General features: G+C 30.1%; 14 protein-coding genes. 2 read left to right on the top strand and 12 right to left on the bottom strand.

The window, feature by feature from the left end:
* Positions 1-794: 794 nt before the first annotated feature.
* The 6 genes from flgN to fliK form a co-directional block, all read right to left on the bottom strand.
* Complete coding sequence (flgN, locus tag KVH43_RS07245; RefSeq protein WP_218281892.1) at positions 795-1,280, bottom strand: flagellar export chaperone FlgN; 486 nt, start codon at positions 1,278-1,280, stop codon at positions 795-797.
* A gap of 12 nt (positions 1,281-1,292) precedes the next feature.
* Positions 1,293-1,679, bottom strand: coding sequence for a flagellar export chaperone FliS (gene fliS / locus KVH43_RS07240; protein ID WP_218281891.1), 387 nt, complete (start codon positions 1,677-1,679; stop codon positions 1,293-1,295).
* A 20-nt stretch (positions 1,680-1,699) separates the two neighbouring features.
* On the bottom strand, positions 1,700-3,688 hold the full coding sequence (fliD, locus tag KVH43_RS07235; RefSeq protein ID WP_218281890.1) for a flagellar filament capping protein FliD: 1,989 nt from the start codon (positions 3,686-3,688) through the stop codon (positions 1,700-1,702).
* 38 nt (positions 3,689-3,726) lie between these two features.
* Positions 3,727-4,083, bottom strand: coding sequence for a flagellar protein FlaG (locus tag KVH43_RS07230; RefSeq protein ID WP_255547704.1), 357 nt, complete (start codon positions 4,081-4,083; stop codon positions 3,727-3,729).
* 83 nt (positions 4,084-4,166) lie between these two features.
* The gene (locus KVH43_RS07225) at positions 4,167-4,346 is read right to left on the bottom strand and encodes a hypothetical protein (RefSeq protein ID WP_218281889.1); all 180 of its coding nucleotides are present in this window, start codon (positions 4,344-4,346) and stop codon (positions 4,167-4,169) included.
* A gap of 11 nt (positions 4,347-4,357) precedes the next feature.
* A complete protein-coding gene (gene fliK / locus KVH43_RS07220; protein WP_218281888.1) occupies positions 4,358-6,889 on the bottom strand; it encodes a flagellar hook-length control protein FliK in 2,532 nt (843 codons plus the stop codon).
* Positions 6,890-7,034: 145 nt separating this feature from the next.
* Here fliK and KVH43_RS07215 point away from each other — a divergent pair, with 145 nt between their 5' ends.
* Entirely contained in the window at positions 7,035-7,481 is a 447-nt protein-coding gene (locus tag KVH43_RS07215; protein WP_218281887.1) for a YaaR family protein, read from the top strand.
* Positions 7,482-7,634: 153 nt separating this feature from the next.
* Here the strand turns inward: KVH43_RS07215 and KVH43_RS07210 are convergent, their stop codons facing one another.
* Positions 7,635-8,036, bottom strand: a complete 402-nt coding sequence (locus KVH43_RS07210) for an RpnC/YadD family protein (RefSeq protein ID WP_218281886.1) — start codon at positions 8,034-8,036, stop codon at positions 7,635-7,637.
* 54 nt (positions 8,037-8,090) lie between these two features.
* Positions 8,091-8,459, bottom strand: coding sequence for a hypothetical protein (locus tag KVH43_RS07205; protein WP_218281885.1), 369 nt, complete (start codon positions 8,457-8,459; stop codon positions 8,091-8,093).
* Between the two features lie 531 nt (positions 8,460-8,990).
* On the opposite strand from KVH43_RS07205, the gene KVH43_RS07200 reads away from it, so the two are divergent.
* Positions 8,991-10,352 carry an RCC1 domain-containing protein gene (locus KVH43_RS07200; RefSeq protein WP_218281884.1) on the top strand — a complete coding sequence of 454 codons (1,362 nt, stop codon included), beginning with the start codon at positions 8,991-8,993 and terminating at the stop codon, positions 10,350-10,352.
* A 93-nt stretch (positions 10,353-10,445) separates the two neighbouring features.
* Here KVH43_RS07200 and KVH43_RS07195 read toward each other — a convergent pair whose 3' ends face one another.
* The 4 genes from KVH43_RS07195 to KVH43_RS07180 form a co-directional block, all read right to left on the bottom strand.
* Positions 10,446-10,607, bottom strand: a complete 162-nt coding sequence (locus tag KVH43_RS07195) for a YjfB family protein (RefSeq protein ID WP_338028330.1) — start codon at positions 10,605-10,607, stop codon at positions 10,446-10,448.
* Positions 10,608-10,798: 191 nt separating this feature from the next.
* The gene (gene pseG / locus KVH43_RS07190) at positions 10,799-11,857 is read right to left on the bottom strand and encodes a UDP-2,4-diacetamido-2,4,6-trideoxy-beta-L-altropyranose hydrolase (protein ID WP_218281882.1); all 1,059 of its coding nucleotides are present in this window, start codon (positions 11,855-11,857) and stop codon (positions 10,799-10,801) included.
* A gap of 1 nt (position 11,858) precedes the next feature.
* Positions 11,859-12,542, bottom strand: a complete 684-nt coding sequence (locus KVH43_RS07185) for a PIG-L deacetylase family protein (RefSeq protein WP_218281881.1) — start codon at positions 12,540-12,542, stop codon at positions 11,859-11,861.
* Positions 12,539-13,579 (bottom strand): N-acetylneuraminate synthase family protein, encoded by a 1,041-nt coding sequence (locus KVH43_RS07180; RefSeq protein ID WP_218281880.1) that lies wholly within the window; start codon positions 13,577-13,579, stop codon positions 12,539-12,541. Before KVH43_RS07180 ends, KVH43_RS07185 begins: the two co-directional genes overlap by 4 nt.
* Between the last annotated feature and the right edge of the window lie 2 nt (positions 13,580-13,581).

The following is a 13,581-nucleotide window of genomic DNA, read 5'->3' as shown; positions in this document are numbered from 1 at the left end:
TAAAACATCAACAATCAATCACAAAAACTGCCATGACTGATTGTGCCATGGCGTTATTTATCCCTCAACTACTAAAACTTTTCAACAGTATCCACTATTTTATCCACAGAATTTTCTAAAAATTATATGTTTTATATACATTCTTCTAAAAAAAATATCTATTTGTGTTATATATCAGATATATTAACACAGTTTATCCACAAGTTGAAAAAGTGTTGAATGTTTTTCTGTGGATAGTGTGGATAATACTGTTGATAAGTCATTTTTCAATAAATCTATCTGTGGAAAAAGTTGTGTATTTTTAGTGGACAAGTATTTTTTTGACGCTTAGTGGCATAAATTGTAATGCATTTATATATAATTTACTTATTTTTCTCCATTTTTCTTATTCCTTTTTTCATGCTTAAACAGCAGTTTATTTTTACAACTTATTATTATATGTAGTTTTATATCAAAATATTCTATATTTTTCTGTAAATTTATTATAAAAAAATAAATCCTTGATCTTTTTATCAAGGATTATGTACATAGTTAGCTGACCTGATCTTTGCCCCCACACTCGCCTGCTGGAAGGTTCGCTCTGGGGTTGCCATCACTACTACTTCTCTCAGAATATATCTGGCAGGACTTACCTCTAAGCCGCACCATGATCAGCAGTTTCATTTTTAAAACTGCCTTACGTGGGTCCCTTTGCCTGCGACTGGCATGGACTTTCAATCACAGACCTAAACTATGCATCTAGTATTATACACGTTTTTTATGCTTTTATCAATATCTAAAATATTGTATCTACCTTATTTATGGTCAATAAATACACCTTGTACAGCTGCATATTTTCGCTGATAGCTTGATGCAATTTTAGAGCTTTGCTTCTTAGCTTTTAATTTCTTCATATCTTCTTTTACTTTGTCAAATGCTGCATGCAATTGAGAATTATTCCTCTTATCTATATCTTCAATAGCCTTAAGCAATATCATAATATTGCTGATATTTAACTTTAAATCCTTTAAAGCAGGATATTTCGATGTATCTATATCTTCTATAGCTCTAATACCCAATGCTTTTTTGAAGCGATTGTAAATACCTAAAAAGTGCATATCAATATCATCTATACTTTTCATAATCATCTGCTTTTTATTTATAACTTCAGCTAGGTTTTCTAAATCTTGATTATTTATCAAAGCTTCTTGTATTTTTGTTAAATCCAATAATTCTTTTAAAGCTTCTTCCTTTTTTTTAGAAATATTGATCAACTCATCAATAATTTGTTTTTTATCCATAAAATCGCCTCATTATTTCTTTTTAGCAAGCTCCATAGCCTGCTTCCAAGTATCCCTCAAATCAGTAAAAATCGGTAAAATCTCTTCTAGTATCTTTTTATCCTTCTTAATATTTGCTTCTGTCAGTTTTTCCACTAAAAAATCATAAATAGGTCTTAATCCCTTTGAAATCTCATAATCCATATTTAATGTAGCATTTAATTCTATAATAATATCACTAGCTCTCATAATAGCATTATGTGATTTTTGCACATTCTTTTGTTCTATAAATAAAATAGCTTGATTCACAAATTTAATAGCTCCATTATAAAGCATCAACGTCAACTCCTGCGGTGTTGCTGTCATAATGTTATTTTGCTTGTATTGATTAAATCCACTATAAGGATTACGTATTGCCATATTAACCAACTCCTTTATTTTTACATACCGCCTAGTTGTCCCGCTAGCCATGAGCTTTGAGATTGCATTTGGCTTAATGCCTTTTCCATAGCTGTGAATTTTCTCCAATAACTTTCTTCAACGCTTTTCAATCTTCTTTCTTCATCTTTAATTTTTTTCTCTATACTAAAAATATCTTTATCCAAATTACTGATAGAACCCATCTTAGTAACAAAATCTATTAGTATGTTACTTTTTACATCTCTATATAATGATGCATTATCTCCTGTTCCTGATTTATTTACAATATCTTTCATTCCTGTTACAAGATCATCAAATAAACGATTTATAATCCCTGATTCTTTTCTCTTAGTATCTTTTTCATCTTTTGTAAGAGTAGCATCACTTTTTATAATAGAAGAAGGTTTAAACAAAAGCTCTAATACACCATCTACATCTTTTTTGATAGCTGCTTTTAATCCTTTTTGTGGATCATCACTAATGACTAATTTTCCTTTGTCCTTCCATTCTCCTGTAGTTATCCCAATTTGTGTTAATTGACTAAATTGACCTGTAAGCCCTTCAACTTTTTGATACAATCCACTTCTCATGCTCTGAAGAGTACGGTTAATGATTTCATCATCTTTTAAAAGACCACTCTTTGCTTTCTCCTCCCAAAGCTTAATATCATTTTCATTCATAGCCTCTTTTTGTTCTTTTGTTAAAGGATTAAAGTCTCTATATCTCTTTTCAGATATTTTTTTATTCAATTTATCTATTAATTCATTATATTTATCTACAAAAAATTTAATCTTATCATAAACAGCATCTACATCTGTATCTACACTAACTTTAAATGTATCATTTTCAGGATCTGCTGATACAGATTTTAAATCCATTTCTATACCATTAATAGTAAATTGATTAGAATCATATTCAATATTTTCTGCCCCATCAAAATCTATAATAGCACTTTGACCTACTTTACCTCCTAAATAATCATCAGATGTAGACATATTAAACTTATTTGTTCCTGTAAATAATTCTTGAGTATCCTCCAAAACTGTTATTACTTGATTTTTAGCATTTAAATTAAGCTTATGAGTAGTATCATCAAAGCTTGCAGTAATCCCTAACCCTGAATTATTTATCTTTTCAACCAACTGTTCAATTGTATCAGTAGCATTAAAAGAAATTGTAGCTTCTTTATCTCCCAATTTAAGTCTTATGCTTCCATCAGCGATGCTTAATGAAGATAAAGCACTTGCATTTGTAGCAGTACCTACTGCAGCAGTACTTTCTGAAACCTTCTCCATCGTTGTATAAACAGCCATATTAAATTTATTATTAGCTCCAGTAAATAAGTTTTCAACATCATCTGTTATTTTTATCTGTGCATTTTCCCCTGTTTCTTTAGTAGATAAAAAGAATCTTCCTGATTGATCGTCAAAGCTTGCTTGAAGCCCTAATAAGTCTCCACTAGCTGTTGTTGCACTATTTATTGCAGTTACTAAATCATCAATAGTTTTATCATCACCTGTATTATCTAGTGTGATTTCAGTTCCATTTATCTTAAAGCTTATATTACCTACTGCTACTCCTAGATCGCTTAATTTTGTATCTTTAGTTGCTTTATCAGTACCTGCCTTAACTTCACTGACACTAGCTACATTCACTCCATCTGCTAGCTGTTTAACCTTTACGCTATGTGTTCCTGTTATCCCCTTAGCAGTTGCTTTTGCTGTAAATATATCTTCATTAGAACTACTGGCCTTTTTCACCCAGCTTAAAGATGAAATATCTTGAATCATCGAACCATAGCTTTTTCTATTTACTCCAAATTCCTTAGTAACATCCAATATAAAATTAGCAAGCTCTTTATTTACATCATTATATTGTTCCTGTCTCCATTTATTAAGCTCCTTCGCTTGATACTGCTTATCTACCTTCATTCGTTCTGCTTGCATTAACTGAGTAACCATGCTTTCTGTATCTATACCAGACATCCCCGTAATTCTTAATCTATCCATCATCTCACTTCCTTTCATACCATTTTCATTTTAAATAATTATGCCTTTTGATCTACAAATAGTCCAGTCCTTTCCATCATCGCTGCTACCATATCTAATATTTTTTCTGATGGGATTTCTCGAATCGTTTCTTTTGTCTCATTATCAATAATCTTTACCATGATCTGCTTTGTTTTTTCATGAATTGAAAAATGCAAGCTTGTATTATCTAGCTTTAAATCTTTATTTGATTTTTCTATAGCCTCTATCAGTTGATGTTCTCCAGGAAAGTTTTCCCTTTTGCTTTGAGCAGCTTCTGTATTTTGTACTGCTTCTTCTGTATTTCTGTCTGCTCCTAAATCATTTCCCATAAATTGATATTGATTGCTTATGCTCATTACTCCATCGATCTTCATATAAATACCTCCTCTATTTTAGCTTATATCTACATTATCGGCTCATATTTATACTTACTTTATATAGAAAAAATACATTTTTCCTACTCATCAGCTTTCTCAACAAAAGTCAATACTTTACCTAAAACCTTGTAAAACTCATTAGGAAATTGATCCTCTAATTGTAAGCTATGTTGTTCTTCATTTATATCATTAAAAGCTGTATCATCTAAAAAATATGCTTTTTGAATAAGCCTTTCATTGATTTTGAATTTTTTATACATTCATATTCCCCCTATATTTCTAAGGTGAAAATCCCCCTTTGCTTTCCCTTGCTTTGGTTGTTTCCTTCTAAAATATAATGCTTCTCTATCCCATCAAATGTAATCTCTCTAAGCTTGTAACCTATCTCTTCAAGCATTGTTTTTAAATACGGGAGCTGTTTTTTCAATGAAGCTACACTACTTTTTTCAGGAACACCTATAGTTAAATCTACATATCCCTTATCTACCTTCATTGCTATCTGTAGCTGACCTAAATTATTTGTATCTAGATTCATAAGCATAGTCAATGACTTTTCCTTTTGCTTTTTCAAGAAATCACTATCTTGTACATATATTTGTAGATTCCTAAATTTATCTCCCATCAATACAGGAAACTGAAATGTCTTAAGCTTCTTCTGAATTTTCATAGAGGTTTTTAGGTGCTTTATATGCTCTTTTAACTGATCCTTTTCTTCTGAATCATTAAATTCTTTTTCCATGCTTTCTAAATGCTGGATCAATTCTTGGTAATCTTTATCCCCTTCTAACTCTCCATTCTTTAACCTCTGAGACATTTTCCTTGATAATTTATCTAGCTTTAGAATAGCTTTTCTAAAGTTAGGATCATGTATTTGACCTATCAACTGAACCATCTCACCAATTTTATGCCCTATCTGCTGTTGATTTCTTAAAAACAAAGAAATACCTTCTATTTCTCTTAGCGAAAAAGGCATATTATTCTTTATCAATAAAGGCAATATACTTCTTTTTTCTTCACCCATTGACGAAAAAGAATTTACTAATTTTTGCATCCCTTTCATTCTTTGAATATACACATCTCTTTTTACATTTTCACTTAGCTTTTCAGCTTTTAATTTATCATCTGCATATTCATCTAATTCTTTTAACGTCATATTTTCTAAAGCTTTTCCCTCTTGTACACTATCCATTATCATCTGAGGAGATAATTTTCTTCTTATTCTGCTATACTTCCCGTATATATCAAAAACACGTTTAATATTTACAGTACTTACCCTTAATCCATTTGTAAAAAGTGCTTTTCCAGCATCAAAGGCCGCTATCATTCCCTGAGGTACAGCTTTTATTTTTAAGCTTTCTTCATTAGCTTTTACATAATCCTTAATTCTTGCTTCATCTTTTAAAGTAATATTCTTAACTGAATCTACTTCATTTAATTTATCATAAGTTTTACTGATATTTTTTATCGTAAAAGGAATACCCTTTGATAAATGAAAAGAAATTTGATGAAAGCTCAATGTACTTACTTTATCAAAAATCTGATTCATATTGGTAATTTTATTAATTCCCTTTACAAATACTTCTTGAGAAAGATCATTTACTTTTTTTGAAAACAATCCAAATTGATTCATTACAGTTAATCTTCTAATATCTTGCTTCTCAATATCCAAACCGCCTTTAAGCATTTTGCATGCTTTTTCTACATCAAATTTTTTCATTAATGTATTAAAAGCTTCCTTTACCCCTGAAACTTGCTCAATGCTTTCTTTTGTTAGAGAAATTCCCATCTTTATAAAAAGCTTAGCCAAATTTACATTTTCTTTTGTAGGCTGTATTCCTATTTCCTTTAAATGCGATATAATTTTTTCCTTTATTAATTTCAAATCTCTGTTCGTAATTTTTATAGGCTTTATCCCATATTCTTCATAATTCTTTACTGCCCACCTTGAAGCTTCTCCATTTGAAGGTACAACACTTTTTTTTACATGATATTTTGCATTATATAAGTTTTGAATAGTAGGCTTTATACCTTCCTTATAAATATTTACAAAATCTTCGTCCTGCATTCCTTCAAGCTTTCCAAGCCTATAAAATATATCATAAATCCGTTCTATATTTTTCTTATTTACAGCAGCTTTTGCTCTATGTAATGCTTTTATAATATCAATAATGTCTTTTCCCATAGCACTTCCATAAATACTTTTTGCTATTCTCTCAGCTTCTTCTGTAGTCATTTCATTATCTTTACTAAAAAGTCTCCAAGGGGATACATTACTTTCTTCTTCCTTGATTTCCTTAATAGCATTTGCAACCTTTTCCAAAGAATCCTTTTCTATATCTATATCCTTATCTAGCAGCTTAACAGCTGTATCATGATTTAACTCTTGATGAATTACCTCCATATATCGTTTAGACATGATAAGGGTTTCAATAGATTCCCTGCTAAAAGGAATATCAAACTTCTCAAGCTCCTTTACTGCCCCTCGCGATTCTTCATTTACAGCTACTCCATAGCCCTTTAGTATTTCTGCATATTGATCTATATCTAAAGCTTGACTATCTTCTAATTTATCATAAATTCTCATGGAAATAATCTGAGATTTATCAATAAAAACTCGATCTCCTACACGTTCGTTTATACGATCTTTTAATACTGCTTCTACAATCTTCTTATTTCCGACATCTATTTGTACTTTATTTTTCTGTTTTCCTAATAAAATCCCATTCACAGAAAAAGGCTTTTTTATCGTCCCACCATACGCCTTCTGCACACTTGCAAAGTTTAAATGCATCAAACCATTCATTATTCCTATCTCCCTATTTTCTATTTCCTATTTGTATATATCGACATTTTTTCTATCTTTCTTTATAATAAATCCCACTAACAATTTTTTAATATAGTGCCGATAATATTAAATAGGAAGTGTCGAAAGAAAGGTCGTGATTTTTTTGAATACAATACAACCTATACAAACACCAAATATACAAAAAAATACTCCTGTCAATAAAGCAAAAGCATTAAGCATTCAAACTACATTTATGGAAAAATTTGAAAAGATTAAATCAGATGAAGTAAAAGAGCATGCAAAAAAAATATATGATAAGATCGTTGAAAAGTCAGAAAAAATTGGAGATCGATTATACATACAGGATTTATTAGATTACAAAAAACTTGTAAAGGAATTTTTAAATATTGTTGTAACAAATTCTCATGTTTTTACAAAGGAAAATTTTTTAGATAGAAGAGGTCGCCATCGTGTTTTTTCACAAGTTAAACAGGTAGACAAAGCTCTTGCAGATCTTACAAATGATTTTTTAAGTCAAGAAGTGGATCGTATTAAAATTGTCAAAAAATTAGATGATATTCGTGGCATTCTATTAGATATGTTTATGTAAAAAGGCCTCAATAAAAACGAAGCGTCACATCATATATTACATTCATTAAAAATCAATACACCACCCATAATTTTTTGTAAATTGTTCCAAATTAAATTCTGTATAAATTTTCAATAATTATTCAAAAAATATGACAGGAAATCTATCCTGTCATTAATGCTTTTCTTTATCTATTTCTTCCTTTATTTTCTTTATCGCTTCTAAAGACAATCCTGATGCTTCCATCAACATATCTTCATTCGCTCCTAAAGATAAAAGTTTCTTGATCATATCTATTTTCCCTTTTTCTATGCCTTTTTCTATTCCTTGTGCTATACCTTTTTCTATTCCTTGTGCTATACCTTTTTCCATACCTTTTTTCTCTGCAAATTCGATAAATTTAAACATCCTAACCACCTCCCATATTTTCTCTAACTCTTCTCTATCCACAATCTTATCACTAGCCACAAGCGTCATTGCTATTACCTTTTCCTTTAAGCTTATATCCATATCTAACTGGCTTTCTATTTCAACTGCTTCTTTAAGTACCTCTAGCTTTTCTCTCTTACTACTCATAAGTGGTAGAAATATTAACTCTAACTCGTTTAATAGCTGGTCTTTAACCTAAATTTACTTAATTTTTATGTAGAATGGATTTCCTCTTCTTCCACTCCCTTGAATGTCTCCCTCAATTAGATCCAAATGCTTTAATAATAAAAAGAAAAAAGTACAATTGCAGCTATGTCCTTTATGCTTGGAATCAAATATTTGAGGTTTATACTCCTTTAAATCATTTGTAGTGCATATCTTTCCTTTAAAATAACTATAAGCTTGTTCAATATCTGAAAAATTTAAGTAAAACCTAGAATTTCCCCTCATATACACAATGCTTTTTTCTGTGATTGATTTGATTGTTGATATTCCTCCTCCTGGATTTTCGAATTCTTTTTCCCTTTCTAGATTTTTCTTTAAATTCATAATTAGATTTCTACCTTCCAAAATTACTCACCTCTGAATTATTAATATTTACTTCATAATAGCAATTAATATTTATTTTACAATTAGTGAACTACCACCGAGACATTAAGAGGTGGCTTCATGAGAGGTTTGATATTTAAGTTTCCACCTTAACAGGCAACCCTTTTTTATCTTTATTCGAGAATATCATAAATTCTCTCCTACGACAACTATCTTACCACAGGTGGGCATTTCCCTTTTTCGCCCCAATACTTACACAGGTAATACAACAAACCCATATGGATATTCAGCAAATGATAAACATACTCCGTTTGAAAAGTCATTAGACAAAGATGGTACAATTTACAAATATAACAGATATTATTTTAATGGTAAACGTGCTAATCATGGTTGTGTTTTTTATGATCCGTGGAGAGTTATATCCACCAATGCACAAGTTATTGCAAAACATCATCCATAAAATAAAACTTATAAAGAATTACCATATTATAACATGGTAATTCCTTTTTTATGCTATAATCTTATCAGCGTTTAAAACCGAGGAGGGATAAGATGATTAAAAAAATCATAGGGATTTGTCTTTGTATCATTACTTTATTAAGTTTCACGTATAGTGAAAGTAATAAAGATATGTCCATTGATACGTCTTATGCAGCTGAACAAGATACTAGAAAAATAAATTTAAAACCCATTGAAGATAATATGAAAATTCTAGATATGGATAGAGGTCAAGCATTAGCTTTATCAAAAAATGGAGATCTTTTTACAATTAGAGGCAATGAGAAGCCAGTTAAGGTATTAACGAATGTTAAAACAGCATCTTTTAATAGAGGATTTAATATCAAAGCTATTAAGAAAAATGGAGAACTTTGGATTTGGGGAGATAATAAATATGGTCAGTTAGGAGATGGAACTACTATAGATCGAAAGGAACCTTTTAAGCTTGCAGATCACGTTAAAGCGACAGTTCCTAATCAAGGTGGCACAGCTTATATTACAGAAAATGGAGAATTGTGGGCATGTGGTTTTAATGCAAGAGGCAAGCTTGGAGTAGGACATTGTGATCCTGTACTTAAACCAGTAAAAATATTAGAGCATGTCAAAACAGCTTGTTTATGGAATGGACTTAGTTATGCAATATTAGAAAATGATGATCTTTTCACTTGGGGAGATAATCATGGATTTTTAGGTGAAGCAATACTTGGAAATGGATCTACTGATCCTTGTTATACACCTAAAAAGATATTAGATGGGGTAAAAAGTGTAAGTACTGATGGAAGTAATGTTTTTATTTTAAAGACAAATAATGAGCTCTGGGGATATGGATCTAACTCCAACTATCAAATAGAAGATGGTAACAATACCCCTGTATATGCTCCTAAGAAAATCATGGATGATGTAGAGAAAGTTTATACGGATGTAGACTTTAATAATTTTGTATTAAAGAAAAACGGAGAACTTTGGGATTTAGTTGGAAACCCTTCTAAAAAAGTTTTAGACGATGTGAAAGAATTGTATCTAACTCCTGAAGAATTTCATTATGCCATCAAAAAAAATGGAGAATTATGGGCTTGGGGAGTACGACTTAACGAAATGGAATGTACTTATATCAATAATGATGCAAAGACAGAAAATAATCCTGTTAAAATTTTTGATCATGTAAAAGATATTTGTTCTTTATATACCTTTACTCAAGCGGAAAAGCATCATTTATATATTTTAACAGAAAATAATGAAGTCTTTGTAGGTGCTGATAGAACATTATGGGATGAAAAAAAAGCGGGTTCAAAAGCACCGGTTAAAATCATGAGTGATATAAAAAAATTTCCTTCAAGTGACCAAGATTATAATATTTATATTATAGATAATCAAGGGATCATTTGGGGAGTAAAAAATGATTGTGGAGATGTCTAGGTAACAGTTAAGCTCTTGGAGCATTACCCCCAAGAGCTTCTTATTCTCTCTAAATAACTTTTCTAACTCTTCATTTGTATAACATCCTAACCCCTATAACTTTATATCGATGTTCCCACCAACATGAGGATTTACTGACTGTTCCATCATTTTTGTTAATTCAACAGATTGTGACTTCGATGTGTCCATTGCCATTTTCATTACTGATAAACTTGCCTGCTGCATAACCTTCTCTTGGCTCATTATTGTTGACATAGCTGCAATATCCATAGGATCAGCTCCTTTTATTATTTTTTTATCTTTTATCCTCTTATTAATGTATCGGTATTTCTTATTATTTCTTTATAATATTTAGTTGTCGATTTCAAAAAAGATAGATAACACCTCCATAATTTTTATAAAAACATTATCTCATATAAATTTTGGTATTCCTATATATCTACGATTTAACTCTTACTTACTTTTTTCACAACTCTACTAGCACCATTTCCATCAAGAAGTTTTTGTCCCTTTTGACTTATAACTTGTCTTAAATTATAATCAAATACTAATGATTTCAATTTACTTAAGAATATATCTTTATCTATTTTATTATACCATTCTAAACTCTTAACATAACCATATTCATCCATTTTTTCAACAATAAATTCTTGATTATCTGCCAATATAAAAGCCATGGTTGGCGTTCCACAAGCACACAACTCATACAACGTACTACCTCCAGAAGATATTGCTATATCAGATCTAAGCATTATTTCAGATATTCTTTTTACATTTTCATACAGTACAACGTTTTTGTTTTGTTTGCTGATTTTACTTAGTTCTTCTTTATTTATAAATCCATTTCCTACTATAACATTAAATCTCAGCTTACCAATTTTATTATCTTCCAATAACATGTATAACAACTTAGTACTCATATTATGAGGATCAGATCCACCTGTAGTTATCATTATTTCTTTTACTTCTTTATTTATTTCTCGCTCTGGAAGATTTCTAAATTCATCCCTTATAAGATTATACTTAGGTCCTAAAAGCATAATTTCATCTTCTGAATATTTCTTATAATCCATATATTCACCAGTAATATTACCATTAATCAAAATATCTACTGGATAAACAAATTTATTCACATCATCTATATAGGCTAATTTAGTTACATATGGCTTTATGCTTAAAAAATATTCTTTTGTTACATTATAAGTATCAATGAAAAGTATTTCTATATTATACTTTTTATTGAAATCAATCATTTCTTCTGCTTCTTTTTTTAATTCTTTTATATCTCCATAATAAAATTCTTTAGAACTAATTTTTCCTTTACTAGTAAGCTTTATTACTTCAAATCCTGCTTCTTCTATTTTTTTAATTCCTTCTGTAAGCTTACTTATGAAATATACTTTATATCCATTTCTTCTAAACTCTTTCGCAAGCGACAGACAACGCATTACATGACCCATACCTACATTTTGACCACCATCTGCTCTAAAGGCTACAGTCTTCATTCTAATCTACCTTTCTAATAAGTTCGAAGGCTTCTACATATTTTTTACCTACCACAGTTCCCCATCTTTGTCCTATAATTTCCAAAGCCTTTAATGACCTTGGATGGGGATATTGTCCTAACTCTGTTTTATAACAATTCATAGCATTTAATTTATCTTTTAAAGTTTCCTCTATATCTATAAACACATTCGGTTTAAATGTATTGTCTTCATATTTAAAATTCCACTCTGTAGAAGACGGTGTTTCAAAACAATATATTTCTTTTACACAATAATCTCCTACTGGTCTGCATGCTGTTAAAGCAGCTTCAAAAGTTTTTCTATGATCTATGTTTAAATCACCATAATGGTGAGTATATACTATATCCGGTCTAATATCCTTTATATGTTTTTCTACTTCTTTAATAATATCTAATAAATCTACTGAGTCAAATCTATTATCCGGAAAATTTGAAAAATATATATTTCTAAAACCAACTATTTCTGCTGCTTTAAGTGTATCATTATGCAAATCATCTAATAACGTACTATCTATATCTTCTCTTCTTACAGTCCTTGATGTCATTCCCTCTCCTAAAATAACACAATCTACTATATCACCATTATTTACATGCTTTCTTATAGTTCCGCCTAACCCTAATATTTCATCATCTGGATGAGCAGCTACAACTAAGATTTTCTTCATTGAAAATCCTCCCATCTAAGAACATGATTTTTTTCAATATCATTTTTTAATGTTAAACCTATAATTTTTTCCACATCTTTAGGAGTTATTCCATTACCAGGTCTTTTAAAATCTATATCTTTTAGCAGTATCTGTTCTCCAGCCTTTTTACTTTTTATACATATAATACTTCTACCATATAGCTCCTTTTTTCTATTTTTACTTTCAAATAGTTTTTCATTAATAGGTATAGCTTTCTCAACATTTCTCACTGTTTGCACTAAATTTTTCAATCCTTTTTTATCCAAGGCAAAACTATGATCTGGTCCAGGATTACGCTTATCTAATGTAATATGTTTTTCTATTATCTTTGCACCTAAAGCTACAGCTACACCATCTAATAGGTTATCTTCACAATGATCTGATAAGCCTATCGGAATATTAAAAGTATTTTTGTAATAATTAATCATTTCTAATGACATATAGTCATATTTAGGAGGATAGTCTGAAACACAGTGTAATAATGCAATTTCATTTGTCCCATTTTTCCTCAATATTTCTATAGCATCAAAAATATCCTTCACTGAAGCTATTCCTGATGATAATATTACAGGCTTGTTTGTTTTCCCTATTCTTTCTAATAGCTGCTTATATCCTATATCCATAGAGGCAATTTTATATACTGGCACTTCAAGTTCTTCTAATAAATCTACAGCTTCAATACTCTCAGGAGTCGAAAATACTATTAACCCTTTCAATTTTGCATATTGAAATAATTCTTTATGCCATTCATATGGCATTACTATATCATTAAGCACTTCATGCCAATATTTTTTACCCTTTGTAAATTCAGCTTCTCCATAAACATTAGCTGGCGTATCCATTTTTGCAATATCGTTAGGTTTTAAAGTTTGAAATTTTACAGCATCCACACCTGCTTCACAAGCCATATCTATTAGTCTATAAGCAGTATTTAAGTCTTGATTATGATTACTTCCTATCTCACCTATAATAAAACAGGGGTATCCTTCACCAATTTTCTTATTTCCTATTTGCATAT

Source organism: Crassaminicella indica, assembly GCF_019203185.1.
GTDB lineage: Bacteria > Bacillota > Clostridia > Peptostreptococcales > Thermotaleaceae > Crassaminicella > Crassaminicella indica.
Note: the sequence above shows the minus strand (reverse complement) of the source record. Positions and strands in the feature narration are given on the sequence as shown.